Origin of the sequence: Anaerocolumna jejuensis DSM 15929 (assembly GCF_900142215.1) — a bacterium.
GTDB classification, from domain to species: domain Bacteria; phylum Bacillota; class Clostridia; order Lachnospirales; family Lachnospiraceae; genus Anaerocolumna; species Anaerocolumna jejuensis.
This window is the reverse complement of record NZ_FRAC01000006.1, coordinates 46,977-65,267: the sequence shown is the minus strand read 5'-3', so window position 1 is coordinate 65,267 and position 18,291 is coordinate 46,977. Positions and strand designations below refer to the sequence as shown.

At 40.7% G+C, this 18,291-nt stretch carries 13 protein-coding genes; 2 read left to right on the top strand and 11 right to left on the bottom strand.

Features of this window, described 5'->3' with window-relative positions:
• Positions 1-3 precede the first annotated feature (3 nt).
• Together ribH and BUB77_RS00250 are read left to right on the top strand one after the other, a co-directional pair.
• The gene (gene ribH, locus BUB77_RS00255) at positions 4-471 is read left to right on the top strand and encodes a 6,7-dimethyl-8-ribityllumazine synthase (RefSeq protein WP_073271648.1); all 468 of its coding nucleotides are present in this window, start codon (positions 4-6) and stop codon (positions 469-471) included.
• A 330-nt stretch (positions 472-801) separates the two neighbouring features.
• Positions 802-1,536, top strand: coding sequence for an aminoglycoside phosphotransferase family protein (locus BUB77_RS00250; protein ID WP_073271645.1), 735 nt, complete (start codon positions 802-804; stop codon positions 1,534-1,536).
• 126 nt (positions 1,537-1,662) lie between these two features.
• On the opposite strand, the gene BUB77_RS00245 is transcribed toward BUB77_RS00250, so the two are convergent.
• From BUB77_RS00245 to BUB77_RS00195, 11 genes are all read right to left on the bottom strand, one after another.
• Positions 1,663-3,207 carry an RICIN domain-containing protein gene (locus BUB77_RS00245; protein ID WP_073271643.1) on the bottom strand — a complete coding sequence of 515 codons (1,545 nt, stop codon included), beginning with the start codon at positions 3,205-3,207 and terminating at the stop codon, positions 1,663-1,665.
• Between the two features lie 123 nt (positions 3,208-3,330).
• Complete coding sequence (locus BUB77_RS00240) at positions 3,331-4,827, bottom strand: response regulator transcription factor (RefSeq protein WP_073271641.1); 1,497 nt, start codon at positions 4,825-4,827, stop codon at positions 3,331-3,333.
• A gap of 27 nt (positions 4,828-4,854) precedes the next feature.
• A complete protein-coding gene (locus BUB77_RS00235; RefSeq protein ID WP_073271639.1) occupies positions 4,855-6,630 on the bottom strand; it encodes a cache domain-containing sensor histidine kinase in 1,776 nt (591 codons plus the stop codon).
• 67 nt (positions 6,631-6,697) lie between these two features.
• Complete coding sequence (locus tag BUB77_RS00230; RefSeq protein WP_073271636.1) at positions 6,698-7,528, bottom strand: carbohydrate ABC transporter permease; 831 nt, start codon at positions 7,526-7,528, stop codon at positions 6,698-6,700.
• A gap of 1 nt (position 7,529) precedes the next feature.
• Positions 7,530-8,387 (bottom strand): carbohydrate ABC transporter permease, encoded by an 858-nt coding sequence (locus BUB77_RS00225; RefSeq protein WP_073271634.1) that lies wholly within the window; start codon positions 8,385-8,387, stop codon positions 7,530-7,532.
• A 68-nt stretch (positions 8,388-8,455) separates the two neighbouring features.
• Positions 8,456-9,820: an ABC transporter substrate-binding protein gene (locus BUB77_RS00220; protein ID WP_073271631.1), complete on the bottom strand. Its 1,365-nt coding sequence runs from the start codon at positions 9,818-9,820 to the stop codon at positions 8,456-8,458.
• A 266-nt stretch (positions 9,821-10,086) separates the two neighbouring features.
• Complete coding sequence (locus BUB77_RS00215; RefSeq protein ID WP_073271629.1) at positions 10,087-11,187, bottom strand: helix-turn-helix domain-containing protein; 1,101 nt, start codon at positions 11,185-11,187, stop codon at positions 10,087-10,089.
• Positions 11,188-11,311: 124 nt separating this feature from the next.
• The gene (locus BUB77_RS00210) at positions 11,312-12,193 is read right to left on the bottom strand and encodes a carbohydrate ABC transporter permease (protein WP_073271627.1); all 882 of its coding nucleotides are present in this window, start codon (positions 12,191-12,193) and stop codon (positions 11,312-11,314) included.
• A 12-nt stretch (positions 12,194-12,205) separates the two neighbouring features.
• Positions 12,206-13,138: an ABC transporter permease gene (locus BUB77_RS00205; protein ID WP_073272890.1), complete on the bottom strand. Its 933-nt coding sequence runs from the start codon at positions 13,136-13,138 to the stop codon at positions 12,206-12,208.
• A gap of 71 nt (positions 13,139-13,209) precedes the next feature.
• Positions 13,210-14,862 (bottom strand): extracellular solute-binding protein, encoded by a 1,653-nt coding sequence (locus tag BUB77_RS00200; RefSeq protein WP_084123835.1) that lies wholly within the window; start codon positions 14,860-14,862, stop codon positions 13,210-13,212.
• Positions 14,863-15,086: 224 nt separating this feature from the next.
• Complete coding sequence (locus tag BUB77_RS00195) at positions 15,087-17,711, bottom strand: family 78 glycoside hydrolase catalytic domain (protein ID WP_073271624.1); 2,625 nt, start codon at positions 17,709-17,711, stop codon at positions 15,087-15,089.
• Between the last annotated feature and the right edge of the window lie 580 nt (positions 17,712-18,291).

The window sequence follows — 18,291 nt, the reverse complement described above, 5'->3', positions numbered from 1 at the left end:
CACATGAAAGTATTTGAAGGAAAGTTAGTATCAAAGGAAATTAAAATCGGTATTGTTGCCGCACGTTTCAATGAGTTTATAACATCAAAGCTGCTGACTGGTGCCCTGGATTGCTTAAAACGCCATGATGTCCTAGAGGAGGATGTTGAAGTTGCATGGGTTCCCGGTGCCTTTGAAATTCCCCTGATTGCTTCTAAAATGGCATCCTGTGGTAAGTATGACGCGGTAATCTGCCTTGGCGCCGTAATCCGCGGAAGTACGAGCCACTATGATTATGTCTGCAATGAGGTTTCTAAGGGCATCGCGAATGTGGCCCTTCACAGCGGAATTCCTGTTATGTTTGGGGTGTTAACCACAGAAAATATCGAGCAGGCAATTGAGCGTGCCGGTACAAAAGCAGGCAATAAAGGCTTTGACTGCGCTGCCGGGGCCATTGAAATGGTAAATTTGATCCGCGAAATCGAGGGATAAGATAAGCTTGTATTTTTTTATAAAACAATGGGCTGTTAGAAAATGAATAAATCCTTGAATAAATTAAAAACCATGTATAAATACGGAATGAATTCTTTTATATACATGGTTTTTATTTATGAGGATTCATCAATATACGTTCTGCAGCAGTCACTACATTTTACTGGTTCTCTGCCGCTGCCACTCTCCCGGTCTTACGCTAACCTTGCTATTTCAGGGGTTATAGTTTAATATTTTTCTGGAAAGAATTTATTCTTTACTATATAATAAACATATTTATTACAATTAGAATTTTGAGTACATCAAATATAAAACCAGATTGGAGAAGCTATGGAGAAAGGCATTGTAATTGGTACGGGAAATACGGCAGTTGTTTACCAATGGGAGGAGGGGAAAGTCCTGAAACTCTTTCATCCGGGGTATTCCGAGGAAGTTGTTGACAGGGAATTCAGCAACACTGTCATAGTAAATCCCATGAAGTTCAATAAACCTAAAACCTACGGAAAATTAATATATGAAGGCCAGTATGGCATTATATATGACAGGATTGACGGAGAATCCTTACTTGACAGGGTGCTGGCTACGAAGGATCTGGAAATGTGCACGGATTACCTGGCAGGGCTGCATAAAGAAATTCTTGCCAATACCAGTACGGATATTCCTGATTATAAGGATTTTCTAAGGTATCATATCCAGGAGTCAGCCTTCCTGACGTTTGAGGAAAAGGAAAAGATGCTTAAGCTGCTGCATAAGCTCCCTGAGGGAAAAACTCTCTGCCACGGAGATTTTCACCCCGGTAATGTAATCATTTCTGGCGGAAAAGCAATTGCAATAGATTTTATGAATGTATGCCGCGGTAATTATCTGTACGATATCGCCAGGACAGTTTACCTGGTGCAATACACACCGGTACCGGATATAGGAGGTGACAGGGAACAGCTGCTGGTACTTAAGCAGACACTGGCCGACCGGTATCTGGAGAAAATGGGTGTGGATAGGGAATTGATACAGGATTATCTGACAGTCATAGCTGCCGCAAGAAAAGCGGAATGCCCGGGAGAATAAAGAATAAAAGTTATTAATAATTTTATAGTTGTAATAAAAAGCAAAATAATCAGGTGGGAATAGAGGGGGAACCATAGCAAAACTAATAATAACATTAGATAAGCATGGTTCCTTCTATTTTAACAATTAGTTTGATGAAAAGCGCCAGAGCTGATTATTACTGTAATTGCTGTACCATTGCTGCATGGGGGCACCATCACCTGTCTGGTCTCCGGTATCAAGACATTTACCGGTAGCGCGGTTCACGATCTTCCAGTAATCTCCGTCTTGGGATACAATTGACCACTGCTGGTTATAACTTGAACTGGCAGTATATTGGCCAACAATACTTCCATCTGTTTTTCTTCCCATAGTGTCCAATCTTAATCCCGTGGCTTTGTTTTGTATGGCGAAATAGCCATTACCCAAATCGACATTAATCCATAATTGGTTATCCGTTACATTTTCCGCAAATTGACATACATTTGAGCCGGCTGTTGTATCCCCCATTCCGTCAAGGGCTTTTCCGGCGGCTTTATTCATAAGCTTAAAATATATACTCTGTCCCTCAACTCCGTTTACAGGCATATCGGCATATGTAACAGAATTTAAAGCAGGTTCTTTCAAAGGACCGCCATTCATTATAAACAGTCTTCCGTTTGCTAAAGGCACAAGGCATCTTCTGTAGCCGTTTGCCAACGGGGCAGCCTGTTTCGTCCAAATGCCGGTACCATTATTTGCATTTACAAATATACCTGTATCATTGTAACCGCCGGCAACCACCTTACCGTCCTTCATAACAGCGACATAAGGATCTCCGCCGTATCCGTATACTGTTCCCCGCTCTGACGGAGACCAGTTTTCGGCATCTGAGGTGATTTTATAGTAATTGGGTGCTCCCGGTAACCCTATGTACTCATAAACCATTATATACTGGCCGTTGGCCATTTTTGTAACTACTGGCATACCGGGACGGTGACTGGGATTCAGGGAAGAAAAATTGCAAACATCAAAGGGAGGGCTCCAGTTAACTCCATCGGTTGTTGACTGTGCAACTATTTTTTGACCGCCGGAGGTCATGCCACGCTCATCGGAATAAAAGCAAATTAATTTGTTATTTGCTGCAATTAGCCATGGCTCCCAAATGGCACTGGCCGTGCCCATTGCTGCTTTTCCGCCGGAAGCCACTGAGCTTACAAAGGTCCAGGACCTGCAGAGGTCTGTGCTCTTGTACATATCAATTTTAGTTTTTGAATCATCTGCAGGTTCCGAATTGCCGATCATTATGATGGTTCCCTTCTCCAGGCTTCCAATGTCCTGGGGAAGCTCAAACAAATGCGGTTCCTGTTTTAATCCCCATCCGTTTACCTCATCTGTTACATCAGGAAGCCGTGTCCATGACGCACCACTGTCAGTGCTCTCAAATACCGGAAAAGTGAATGGCTCAACGGTGTATTTTTCAAAGGTTGCATACATCCTGCCATTATAAGCCCCGTTGTTCTGGTACTGAAGCTGAATTGCATGCGGATATAATGTTCCATACCGCACAGATGCTGCCGGCTCGGCAGTGTACATTGTCAGAGGACCATAAGCATTAACTGCCATTGCCGGAAGAATGAATACACTTAAAAGAATTATAAAACTGAGTAGCCCTGCAATCATTCTTAACACATTTTTTCTAACTTTTAACATGACCTTCTCCTTTCACTAAAAAGCAAAAATTTGTGTTAATATTCTTTTAAGTATATCAGGTATTTATCAATTAGACATGGATAATCCAGCATTTTACATGTAATATACAGCATAAGATGGCACTTATCCCTGCAATGAGATTCCTACTAAATAGTCAGTGGGACATTTTCCGGTATAGGAACGAAATACCCTGCTGAAATAAAACTGGTCGTAATAACCGACCATTGCTGCCACATCCTTTATATATTTTTCTGAATCATTCTGCATAATCTCAATGGCCTTATTCATTCTCATGGATATCAAATATTGATTAAAGGATTCACTGGTATATTTACGAAACATTCTGCTTAAATAGGTCTGTGAGACCGTGAATTTCTTACATATGACCTGCAAAGATAAATCTTCGGATAAATGATTCTCCAGATACAACAGGATGGAATTAAAAAATTCGATTGTATCCACCTTGTAATATTCCTCGGAATTTCTGACATATTTAAATATAATTTCGAGCAGGTTATCGACCAATTCTTCAATGGTTTCGGCATAAAAAAAGGTATCTTCCAGCATGTATTCACACTCGATCAGGGAAAAAGCTTCTTTATTATATTTATTGACTATATAAATAATCTGGTGGGATATGTGCTCAGTCCACAATTGGGGCTTCTTTTCTTCCAGCCATTTCTGATACAGCCGTTTTAATTCCTTTTTAAATTTGTCATATTGCTGTTCCTTTACCAGGCACTCCAGATTTTCCAATACTTTTTTTATAGCGGAACTATTAAATTCTATCTCCTTCAGTAAAAAGGGATTGTCAATATTTAAAACCTGATTTAAGCCCACAACACTGACGGTATCCAAGGTTCGATACAGTTCTTTAACCTTCTCCTGTAATTTTGACACCGGAAAACTATGATTGCCGTAAATTAAAGTTATATACTGGTTATTTGTTTTGCCTTTCTCTTTCACACCTGTAATATATTCTTCAAAGGTTTTCCCTACAAGTAATTCTTTTGGCAGAATATAGAGGGATTCCATCTCATCCCGCCCATAGATTGTCATTATTTCATGACTTTCCGGATATATCTCCACATTGCTGTCTGCGGCAAACCTGCGGAGCAATCCGTTCTTTCGGATAATGGCACAATAATACTCTTTATAAGGAAAATATTTTTGTATTTTATTTTCCTCACAGCTTTTGCCATTAACCAATTTATGAATAATCAGCTTACGTTCAAGAAAATAATTCTTTCTTAAAATTATGGCAAGCTTCTCTAAGACCATCTTCATATTCGATGGCAATATAGGTTTTAATATATAATCATAGGTCCCGGACTGAATTGCTCCTTTTGCATATTCGAAATCCTGATAACCACTTACGATGATGGTGAATATTTCCGGTAACTCATTCTTAATTTCAGATACCAGTTTAATTCCGTCCATCAGAGGCATTCTAACATCACTGATAACTAAATCCGGTTCCAGGCTTCGTGTCATTTCCAAAGCCTCCAGACCATTATCTGCCGTTCCTATAACTTCATATTCCGGATTTTTATTTTTAATAATTGTACAAATATGATCAAGTGCACTAGGTTCATCATCCACAACTATTACTTTAAACATAATTTTTTCCTTTCATATGATCTTGGCTTAAGTGCTTATATCAGTTCTTATAGATGCCCCAATTATTACCTCTGCACCGCCTGTTACATTTTTTAACTTAAAGTATAAATCGTCATTAAAAAGGAGCAGCAATCTGGCATAGGTATTAATTAAGCCCATACCGCCAATTTCCAATTCCATACTGGTTCCCTCTTTTAATAAGCGTTCCTTTGTGATATTCAGCTTATCCCTAATGGCTTCCAGTGTCTTTTCCTCAAATCCCTGTCCATTATCCTGTATTTTAATATACCAGTAGTTTTTTTCTTCCCACCCATAAATACGGATCTGCATTTGCTTCGTACTGTTTTTAAAGCCGTGGTTAACACAGTTTTCTACAATCTGCTGAAGTACTATTTTCGGAATTATCTGTTTTCGGATGTTGCTGTTTACGGTCACTTCAAAATCTATTTTATGTTCATATCTGGATTTCAATAAATAGAAATATTGGTCTAAATATTGCAATTCCTCTTCTATGGTTGCATAGCGGTTCTTGTTATTTGTGGAGTAACGCAGCATCATAGCGAGGCTTCCGCACATTTCACAAATATTTTCATCACCGGTACTCATGCCTCTTGCTGCGATTACGTTCAGCACATTATATAAAAAATGCGGGTTTACCTGAGATTGTAAAGAATCAAACTGAGCCTGTATTTGTAATAAAGACATTTTCTTTTCTTTTATAATAGATTTATGCAAACGCTCCAATACATTTTGATAGGAACTGCTTAAAGCCACGATTTCATCATCAGAAGTATCCAGGTTAACTTCATCATCTATGTTTTCCAGCTTTGTACGCTCCATAATTGTACGCAGCTGTCTTAGCGGCTTTGTTAGATATTGAGATAATATCATAACAAAAGCCATGGAAATAATAAAAAATGCTAAAACTATACCAAAGGTCATGGAAGTAATATAAGCACTTTCCTTCTTGATGATTTCCCTGTCTTCGGCTACCAGGATATTAAAACCATAAGTATTTGAATGCCCCTTTACTGCCAATTGCTCGCCATTTTTTGTTTTTATATTCTTTATAAAAGTGCCCTTTTGTTCAGCCAGCTCTTTATATATATCAAAAGCCGGCTCCTTTGAATTTGTCAGGAGCAGCTCACTGCTGTTAACATATATCATAAATAGGAGGTTGTCTTTTGATATTTGCAATTCTTTTTCCAGGTCCCCCAGGGACTTTTGTATCTCGATATACCCCATATTTTCACCCTGAATGGCTTTTACCAGGGAGAACACCTGAATATCCTTACTGCTCCAGGTATCTTTGTGAGCACTGACTATAATTGGTGTACCCTTTTCCTTATCTGCCCGCCCCAGCCATGGCATACGGGTCAAATCCACGGAAGATTCCGCTTTTCCGCTTGTTGAACTATAAGTGCTGATCATGCTTCCGGTTTTATTAAAAAATATGGTGCGGTAAAAATGCTTTGTTATGTAATCCGTATTGATTCCGGTACGGATATTTAAGTTAGCTTCTTCCTTATACTGTATGGGAACATTCTTTTCCGAGGTCTGGGCCAGCATACGAATACTGGATAAAACATCGGAATCGGAAAGAATATAATTCATGGTCATTTCCATCGTTTTCAGCTTTTCATCAAATTGAACCACCAGCTGATTCGCTGCTACCTCCAGATTCTTTTCCTCTGTCTTTTCGTACTGTTTTACGCTGTATTGATAAAAACCTAAACCAAGGACAAGAGCAATTACAACCATGAGAATTGCATACATTACGACCATTTTTGTTTTAAACCGCATATCCTGCCCCCCTTGCATCCATAATTTACTTATAATTCCAACAACATATTTCTTTTGATACGAATAATTACCCTTTAACGGCACCTGCCGTCATACCATCAACAATTTTCTTATTAAAAAAGATAAATAACAGAATCATCGGTATGGTAATAATGATTACATCTGCAAAAAGCAGGCCGTAGGAGCTTGAAAACTGCCCCATAAAATTATAAAGTGTCAGCTGCACCGTTGCATTTTTATTTCCCGGTAAGAAATACAGGGGATTTGTAAAATCATTGAATATTGTTACGGCATTTAAAATAGTAACGGTAGCAGTAACAGGCTTTAGCAGCGGCAATACAATTGAAATAAATAACTTACTCCTTGTACAGCCGTCAATATACCCGGCTTCTTCCAGTTCAACCGGTATGGAACTCATAAAACCACGGTAAAGCATTATGGTAAATGGTATTTGCAAGGCTACTTCAACCATAATCATACCAAACAGGGTCTTGTATACATGAAGATTCTGCATAATGGAAATCGTAGGCAAAATAGCGGGCGGAACCATAAGTCCGGCCATAACAAATACATTGGAGACGCTCATTACCTTGTCTTTTCTTCTTTGTAACACATAACCGGCCATTGCGCAAGCTATTATTAATACCAGTACCGAACCCAGTGAAATAATCAAGCTGTTTTTAAATGCCGTAAAAATGATTCCGTTATTGGCTGTTATCACTTCAGTATAATTCTTCCACTGAAAAGTCTCCGGAAGTGACAGCCTGAGCAGGTTGGCTCCTCTTCTATCTTTTAATGAATTCACAAGCATAAAGAGGAAAGGAATGACAAAGATGATCAAAGCACCCAGAATACCCAAAATATCAGCTAAAATCGATAATCTTTTCTTTTTTTCCATATTAATTAACCTCCCTGCTCAGTAAGAATTTCTGCAATGGATAAGCAATCACTGCAATCAATATAAACATGATGATATTTCCTGCCGTAGAAAGACCATAATACCCTGCAGCATATTGTTTATAGACAACCGAAGCAACTACATCAGTGGCAAAGCCGGGACCGCCGCCTGTCATGGACCAAATCAGATCAAAAGACCGAAGGCCTCCGATCAGGGACAGTATGATGACTGAATTCATCGCCGGTCTTACCAAGGGCATTGTTACGTTCCTCAGCTGCTGCCACCCGCTGGCACCATCAATGGAAGCGGCTTCGTAATATGTCTTATCAATGGATTGAATGCCGGCTATGTAGATGACCGTTGCCACACCGACTCCCTTCCAGACATCTGTAAAAATTACACTGTAAAGTGCAATATCCGCATTGCCCAGCCAATCGGCCCCTTTTAGACCGATCATATTTAAAACAGTATTAAACAGACCTTTTGTAGGGTGCATCAAAGCGGCAAAGGTAATTCCGATAGCCATGGTACTTACGATATTCGGGAAGAATACGATGGAACGTAAGAAATTCTTCGATTTTATGTTACTGGTCAAAAATACAGCCAGAAAAAACGCAATGATAACTTTTGAGCCACTGGTAGAAAACGCATAGACCAATGTGTTTTTCATACTGCCGCTTAAGGATTGTTCCGTAAAGAACATCTTGAAATTTTCCAGGCCCACAAAGCGAAAGCTGTTAAAGTCCCATACTGTTAAACTGTAGAATAATGATGTGATTAACGGAATTAAAAAGAAAACACAGAAAATAACAGCTGCCGGCACTAAAAACCAGGTAGAATAGATTTTCTTTTTATTCATATCATTTAAACCTCCTGCTTCTATTGATAAGTTTAGCCGCCTGAGACAGGCGGCTAATAATAGATTAATTATTTCCAATTTAATCCCAGCTGCACTGCTTGTTTTTTGCAATCTTCATCATAAGCCTTAGCCGCCTCTTTTGCCGTAGCCTGCCCGGTTCCGACTTCCTGGGTTATTGCCGCACAGTTAGGACCTTTTACGGAGGTCAGGAATTCCAAAGCAACTGCTGTTTTTCCGGCATCAAAGTAAGCCTGCATATCGGTTTTCACGGCATCATAAGCATTATCGGGCAGCTTGTAATTTTTAATACAGTAAGGACCATCAGGTAAAATAGAGGATGAATAGGCATCCAATGCCTTGGCGAAGGTGTAAAAATTGATAAAGGCTAAGGCTGCTGCCTCATTTTTGGATTCCTTATTAACATATAAAGCATTCGGCATCCATACGGTTAATCCGTTGTCGTCCGGATTATCTCCCGGTATTGCGAACACTCCTATATCATTCACCTTTTCCGGATACAATTCAAAGATATTGCTTAAAACCTGTGTAAGCATGATCCATTGGCTGCCTTCGCCATTTGCCAGCATATCAACACCATCATTATAGGTGGCAGCTAAATAATCTTTATTATAATATTTACTGACATCCGCCATTTTTTCAAAGCTTCTTAAACCGGCTTTTGTTGTTGCATATTTATTCTCTCCGGCTTCGAATTTTTTAGGGAAATCCGGCTGGGCCGCTAAAACATTGTAATTATCACCTAAGAATAGAACCTGAGAAGTCCAGCTGTCTCCAAAGGTGCCAATGAGAGCTGTCTTTCCTGCTTTTTGCAATGCATCACAGTTCGCCAGAAATTCCTCCCATGTCTTGGGAACGGATAACCCCAACTCCTTATAATCCGGCTTATAATATAAAACTGCTCCTGCGGCCGCTGAATTAAAGGGTACTCCATAAACCGCACCATCCACAGTAACTGTGCTCTTAAAGGTATCATCCAGTCTGGAAGCGGCTTCTTCGTTGGAAATATCCGCAAAGTATTCGGAGGGATTTAAGGCAGTCAGCAGGGAACCTGCATTGTAAATACAGAGATCCGACATTTCTCCCGAAGCCAATCTGGTTTTGATAATGTTGTCCCCGTCGGAGCCGGAAACATAGGTCTCTACATCAAATTTCATGCCTAACTCATCCGTAGCTGCCTTAAGTACTGCATTTAATCCCTCGGCTGACATGGAATTTTCCCTCAGAATGGATAGTGTAACCCCCTCATATTTTTTGGTACCGGCGTCCGTTGATGCTGTTGGTGAAGCTGTTGTATTCCCCTCTACCTTTGCTTTATCTGCCGAGGTGTCAATTTTGTTTGAGCTGCACCCCGTAGCAGATGCTGCAGTCAATGCAGCAATTAAAAATATTGCACTTAGCTTTTTAAATACCATTTAAATACCTCCTCTTTTTTGATAGTATTAGCTTACCATCCTTTATTATCTTCTTACATGGAGTATTGAAACATGTTGTATGGAATATTCAGCACTTAGTACTCTCCTTTCATAAAATAATGGATAAATTCAAGGCGGAAAAAGGAGATTAAAAAGACATACTGCAGCTGCCTGAATTGCCAGTTTACAATATGCCTTAATTACTAGGATTCTTATTTAATAAGAAGTGTAAGAAAAATCATAAGATGCTACAAGCACTGCATATTTTACAGATAAGGGATATTCCCTTGTTTTCTGTAAGCCGCAGGTGTCATTCTATAACACTGCTTAAATGCCTTGTAGAAATAACTTATATCTGTATATCCGACCTTCAGCATAATCTCCTCTACGCTGCATTGTGAATCTTTCAGCATCAGGGCTGCCTGGGTCATCCGGATTTCTTTTAGGAGATGTGTCGGTGAATAACCTGTTTCCTGTTTGATATAACGGCAAAGGTAGCTTTTACTTTTATGAAAATGCTCTGCTAGTGATGCCAGGTTGGCGGTATTATAGTGTGCATGGATATATTGTATAATCACGGGTAACTGCACCCTGCTCAAACGGGACTCCTGTATGGACTCCATATCCTGAGGAAAATGCCGTAGTGCATAGGCTAAAAATACCATAGCATAGCTGACCAGAAGAAAATTACTGTTCAAGGTATGCTTTTCATACTCTTCCCACATATCAAGTACAAACTTATCCAGTGTTACATCGGAATGGCAACGAAACCACACTACACTGCTCTCGCCCCGTTCATAGAGTACCTTCCAAAAGAATTTTGCCAGCTCTTCGGACTCTAATAGCAGGGTGGAAAATGCTTTTTCAAAGGTGCTGGACCGGATAAGAATATTGATAACAATATCCTCATCATGGCTGGCAAAAACCGTTTGTTCCACATTCGGCGGGACTATCATAAAGTTGCCTGCCTTAAGGGTCTGTTCCCCGCCTCCCCTGGTGTAGAAAATACATTCTCCGGACAGAACATAAACTATCTTGATGAACTTCAGATAATGCCAGAAGGGAGGGCAATATCTGGCATTTGCTATGAGGCAGGCATCCATGTCATCTCTGTAAAACCAGCTGTTTTCCAAAAACTCTTCTTCCATAGGAGTAGGTGCGATATCTGACATTTCCATTTCAGTTTTATTTTCTTTACGGTATATGGTAACAAATTCCTGCCAGTTGTGATACTGCTGCCTGCTCTTACGGAAGTCATAGATATCCGGGTTATTCTGATATAATTTTTTATATAATATTTCTTCGCTGTTTAATGGGTAAAAACGCTGTTTTCTTTCCTGATTTTCCAATAATAACATTCTATTCATTTTTATCACCTGCCGGTCACAAGAATACACAATGAGTTGTATTAAGATTATATCACAGGGTATATCCAGTTACAAATAATAGTATTGCAGGACAGCAGCAGAAACAAAGCAAGGAACGGCTTAATTATCCCTTTACGGAACCGACCACAATTCCCTTTACAAAATGCTTTTGTACGAAGGGATATACTATAAATATCGGTAACATTCCCATAAAAATCTGAGCAGATTTTACAGTTCTGTCAGATATATTCATTAATGCCTGTAAATCGCCGGCTCCAAGCAGCGTCATATCCCTTCTTACCACTACTGTTTGCAGGTAAGAGGCCAAGGGATAATTGGATGAAAAATTAGAGAACAGGAGGCCGTCAAACCAGCTGTTCCAGTGGGAAACAAATGTAAATAAGGATAAGGTCGCAATGGATGGCTTGGCACAGGGTATATAAATCCGAAAGCACGTCTGCCACTGGGTTGCTCCGTCAATCACGGAGGCTTCTTCCAATTCCTTTGGTATACCCCGGAAAAAATTCAGCATAAGAACAATATTATACACCGGTACTGCAGCAGGCAATATTAAGGCCCAGATGCTGTCCATCATATTCAGATTCTGAATCAGCATATACCCTGGAATCAATCCCCCGGAAAATAGCATGGTGAAGAAGAAAAACCAGACATATACCGTACGCATCCGAAAATGAGATGTTTCTTTGGAGAGGGGGTAAGCAATCATTATCGTCAGCAGCATGCTAAGAGGGACCCCGATGCCCACGCGTTCCAGGGATATTAAGACAGCATGCCAGAATTCCTTCCGCCCTGCCACATACTCATAGGAATAGGTTGTAAAGCCTACCGGCCATAGTGTCACAGTTCCCGCGGCAGCTGCGGTATTACTGGAAAAGGAAATTGCCAGTATGTGAATTACCGGTAATAAACAAATAGAGCCTAAAAGGAATAAAACTGTATAATTAATTATTTCGAATAGGATTCTGCCAGTTGATTTTTTTCTCATGTCATATGCCTCCTAAAAAATCCTGTAATCCGCCAGGCGGTATGCAAGGATGTAGGATATTGAAATAAAAATGGTGGAAATAATGGATTTAAACAGGCCCACGGCCGTTGCTGGTCCATATTGGGCATCCAGTACGCCCATCCGGTACACGAAGGTATCTATAATATCGCCGCTTTCATAAACAGCGGGGCTGTAGAGGTTGAATATCTGATCAAATCCGGCATTTAGTACGTTACCAAGACTTAATACCAGCATAAGTATAACAATCATACGCATACCCGGTAAGGTTACATGCCATGTCTGCTTCCACCGGTTTGCTCCATCAATCTGTGCCGCTTCATACAGTTCCGTATCAATGCCCAGGATGGCGGCCAAATATACAATAGCGCCATAGCCAAAATTCTTCCAGACATCGGACCATATACTGGTCCAGCGAAAATACCGATTATCACCCAGGAAGAAAACCGGATTCATTCCTAAGCTTTTCAAGGTTTCGTTCACGATTCCATTTGCAGAGAGGATATCTACTAGAATTCCGCTTAAAATTACCCAGGACATAAAGTAAGGAAGATATACAATTGTCTGAACAACCCGGTGTACTTTTCGCGAATGCACTTCATTTAAAAGAAGGGCAAATATGATTGGCACTGCCAGACCCAGCAGTATTTTCCAAAATGCAATAATAACCGTATTTCTCAATGCCCTGGTAAACCCGGGCAGATGAAATATAAAATTAAAATTCTCAAGACCTATCCATTTTTGCTCTCCAAACAAGCCCTTGCTGGGGATAAAATTCTGAAAGGCCATGGTCAGACCTGCCATTGGAACATAACTAAAAATAAATACAAGGATAAGTCCCGGTAAAATCATAAGATGCAGGGGCAATTCTCTTTTAAACTTGCCCAAGGTGTAGCTTGACTTTACATACCTGTTTTTCCTGTTCATAAATAATCCCTTCTTAAAAAACTGGTACGGATGCATTGTTTACCGTCCTTCCGCACCAGTAATTAATCTGACTATTTGGAGCTGTACCAATCATTTACTTCTTTTGTGATCTGCTCCCCGCCGGCTGCCTTCCAGTCGGCAATCGCTTTATCATAATCATCGACCTTCATCTGGCCGGATATAATTTTGATGATGGCTTCATCCAATATGGATTCTATGGTCGTCATTGTTTTAGACATAGTGGGTGTGGGTGCGCCGTAAAATTCATCATACACCAGATTTCCCGCTTTTTGATATCCAATCAGAACCTCCTGGGAGCCGCCTTTATTAAATTCAATATTCCATCCCCACAGGCTTCTGTCACCGCCCTGGTAAGCTTTGCAATAGTTGTACATATTTGTTTCTTCGCCGTTCATATCACTGGTATTTCCATCCTCCATGGCCTTAATCACTTTTTGGGTGGTAATCTGGTTTTTATTCGGTGTATTAATCGTTACTGGTGATAACCGCCATAGGCCTTCCATTTTTCCGCCCGGATTTATGTACTTGGAATAGTCCTCCTTGCTTTCTCCGAAGCTCTTTTCACAGTACAGGTTCATCATTTCAATGAATTTCTCCGGGTTTTTGCATCTAGAACTTACAACGTACCAGCTGGTGGTCGCAAGGCTGATACCAGGGCTTACCGTATTGCCGGCCTTACTTGGAACAAGGGAGAAAGGTCTCCAGTCAGCTTTGGGATTAGAGGTTACACTATCCTGCAGCGGCCATAAGCCATAGGCATGCCATGCATATACGGCACCGCATTTGCTGTTTACCAGGCTTTCATTTGCAGCAGTATCATCCTTTACATAAAATTCCTTGTCTATGAGGCCTTTCGAATACCAGTCTGCCAATTTAGCAAGAGGCTCCTTCATTGCCGTTGTAGATTTTCCATATTGGAGCGTTCCATCGGAAGCTTTGGTCCATGCTCCGGGATAGACACCATAGGCATTAAAAAAGCCTGGAAGGTTGGCGGTGTTTCCTACTCTCATACCGATTGCCCCGTCTCCGCCAATCTTTTGAAACTCTATCATTATCTTTTCCAGATCATCAATGCTTTCAGGTGCCTTAAGCCCTGCCTTATCAAGCCAGTCCTGCCTGAGCCAGAGCATGTCAGCTCTTTCCAGGTCACTATCTACAAAAGGAAAACCATACTGTGTTCCATCAAAAGTAGCTGCTTCAATGCTTTTGCTTCCAGCATCCCCAATGAGCTTTTTGAGTCTGTCACTGGCATATTTCTCAAAGTAAGGTGCAATATCAATAATCAGGCCCGCTTCCGCCATCTGCTTCATAGTACTCTTATCCACCTGGCATACATCGGGAATATCACCTGTTGCAATGGCAGCGTTTAATTTCTGCGTTCCCTGCTCGGCGGTAGTTGCAACCCACTTATATACAACATCAACTCCCAGCTCATCCTCATACAGCTTGTTCCATCTGTTATCTTCCCAGTTCTCATTGACTTGCGCAAATATATTGGATTCAATCGAAGCATCGGTTGTCCGGGCAAATGACATTGGCAACAAAGCCTTTCCATTACTTTCATCAGACGTAACCCCTCCGCCATCCTTTGCCGCACCATTGGTATTCTCTTTTGTTTTAGTACTGCATCCAGCCATAAAAGCAGCTGTCAATGTTACAGCCATTAATACAGCTATCCATTTCTTTGACATCTTTCTTTTCATAAATACCAGTCCTCCATTCCTTAACGTTAATAACCAATTTTTTTAGCCCTGCTCCCCCTTAAGTTCTTGAACTTAGTATCATTATACCGATGGAACAATTCTTCGTCACTGTCTATTTCTTTAGTTTATTTTGAACAAAAAAAGAAGCCGTAAATCTATTTTTATATAAATTTATGACCTCTTATTTCTTTGAACAGCCTTTTCCTATAGGCATAATTTATAATTTACAGTTCTACAATCTGTACGCCGGGAGGAAGTATTATTTTAGTTTTAATTCCTTCTTTTTCTCGCTTATATTGAACACTTATTTCACCGTAAGGGCAAACCAGGGTTCCTTTTAATTCATTGACTTCATCGGGCAGGAATGGCTTGACTGCCACCTTTTTGAAAGCAGGTTCAAGCTGTTTGATTCCCAGCATATAATAAGTCAGCCATTCTTTCACATGGCCCATCATGGCATGATTACGGCTTCTCTCCATACCTTGCCACAGCTCCTCACAATTCCAGTATTCCGGCAGGGTCGTAAGTCCCAAATCCGCAAAAAACCGATAGCTTGGGCTTGTCTTGTTCATGACCATTTTATAAACAATATCACTTCTGCCATTTTCAGCCAAGGCGATAAATACCTGTTTCAAACCTACTTCCCCGGAGGATAGATGATAATCTCTGATTCTGACAGCCTCAACAAGCTTATCTAGCGTGTCCTTTTTACTGTCTTCGGGAACCAACCCATTGTAAAGTACACAACCATAGCTGGATTGACTGCCATTTCCATAAACACCTCTAGAAGGATTATAGCACAGTGGATGCTTATGGAATGACCACCTTACCTGTTCTGCCAATTGCTTATACAGGATACAGTCAGAAGCTTCTCCCAGAAGTTCTGAAATCCTGCTGACAGTATCCAGCATCCGGTAATAGGAGCAGGTAGCGACCAATACTTTGGGAGTGGTTTCATTCAATTCACCCCATTCGCCCATTTGCGCATAATTCTCCAGTATTCCGTTATTGGTGTATCCGCCTAAATAATCCAGATATTTTTTCATAACAGGATAGGCTTCCTTTAGAACGGTAATGTCACCATAATACCAGTAATAATTCCAGGGAGTGAATATACATGCGCCGCTCCAGTTGGGATCCTTGTGCAGACCTATAATTCTCTGATATTCCGGAATGATGGCCGGTACATAGCCCGCAGGCTCATTGCCGGGAATAAGGGCTTCTTCTTCGCTTATCTGAGAATCAAGGATATCATGTATTATTTTTTTCATCCAGGAACGGATGTCATAGCTCCCTGCCATAGAACGAAACATCAGGTGGCTCGTTTCTATCCAGCCTAATTTCTCTATCTGGGGACAGTCCGTAAAAGCACTGAACATATTGCTTTCAATAGAGTGCTCCACCAAATCATTGATCTGATTCAGCAGCTTATCGGAGGAATAAAAGCTTCCGTTTTTTTCATTTTCCGTCCGCACGATGCAGTACCTGAAATTTTCTATGGATGGTTCACCGGGAAAGCCTTCCACCTCCAAATATTGAAAACCCTGATAGGCAAAAATGGGATGCCAGCACTCCTTACCGATTCCCTTCACTCTATAGGAATTAACAATGGAACAATGATATTTTTCACTCCAGCTCTGGGTGCAGGAAGCCTGGCTGACTCCGCTGCCGTCTTCCCTTAACAGTTCGGCTGGATACATCTTAATCCATGTCCCCCTCATTTCTGGTGTTGTTCCATTCAGATGCAGTTCTGGAAAACCGGCTCCGTTCCGTCCCATATCTACTAACCAATTACCATTGTTCAGCTTGGTAACAGAAGAAGGATGCTCACGATTTATAATCTTAATCGGCAAAAACTCCCTGGCTACCAGTTTACCCCCTGGCGGCTGCATAATAGAAGCCTGTAGCCAGTCCTTTTCCCTGTCCGCAGGTTTAAACCAGTCCTCAATCTCAAGGGTACCGTCATAGTCCTCACCCCCATACCAGTTTTGAAACATGATGGGGCTTTCTTTCCATGACCAGTCCTCATCGGATACCGCTATAATTTCTCTCTGCCCATCCCCATAAACCACTTCTACCTGGGCAATCATTTTTTTATCCCCGCAAATCCCTGGCCGGAAAACCTTCCCATCGTTTTTCTGATAGCGGTGCTCCGGCAGCTCCTGTCCATCCGGAAGGGTCATTACAGGGTTTACCAAATAATTTGTATACTGCCCGTTACCCAGCAATACGCCCAGTGTATTCCATCCCTTCTGAAGAAAAGAGGTAATATCATATGTAACATAATATACTGTTTTACCAGCATCACTCTCACCCGGATCGAATAAGGTATCGTCCAGCTCAGCTCCGTTCATATAAGCCTTAAATAATCCCAGTCCGCTTATATACAAACGGGCATATTCTATTGGTTCCCTGGTTATTTTAAAGTCATGAATCAGCATAGGTGAGGATGATTTATTTCCTCCAAATTCATCTCCCTGCCCTATCCAGCTGCCCGTCCAGTCCGAAGCATTTAACAGGCCCATTTCCCAGCATGAAATATCGCTCCACTCGGATTCCCTGTCACTTTCGTCCCAGATTTTAACCTTCCAGTAAGCTTTCTGCCTGGAAGCCATTTCTTTCCCTTCATAAACTATACCAAAGTTTTCACTTCCCATCCTTTTTCCCGTATCCCATAGGTCTCCGATATCCATTTCCAGTCCCTGCTTTGTGGAGGATACCAATATGCGGTATGCACACTGGCATTGGTCTGTTTTAGTATTATCCGGCAAATAACTTAAGATTGGCTGCTTTGTTCCAATGCCGAGGGGGTTATTTAAATTTTGAACCTTCATTTGCTTAATCTTCATATTGCCTCCATGAATAGTTTTAATTAAGATACTTCGCCTGCGATATAATTGTATTGTTATTATTCTATTGTGTCACTGTTTCTTCCATAGGTTTATTTTGACATATTGGAATGCAGAATTCTGAAATTAACTTTAAAACAGCTCAACAATTAATAGAATATTACTGCTCTGATAATCGCAGAAATGATAGTAGAAAAGCTAGCGGAATTGTAGCATATGAAGTAGTTACATGTGTTTATTTGCATTTAATATGCAGGGATTGCAGATTTAGAGTGTACGGCTATATTTAAGATAAACCTTTAGTTCCTGACGGGATAATGTTGTATTAAGAGAAGGAGTGGGGAACTGGGGGACTTTAGATATAATAGAATGAAAAAGGAGGATACAGAATACATACTGATATGGGGATTCCCTTTATATCTAAATTATAATATATGGGAATGCTGAATAACACTATTCAAAAAATACCAGCTTTATATACATCCAATCGGACAATTCATTGCGATTGCCGTATATAAAACTGGTAATGTATCTTAAGTCTCTATGCAGAGGAATGATACAAGCGCTTTCTATATCTCTA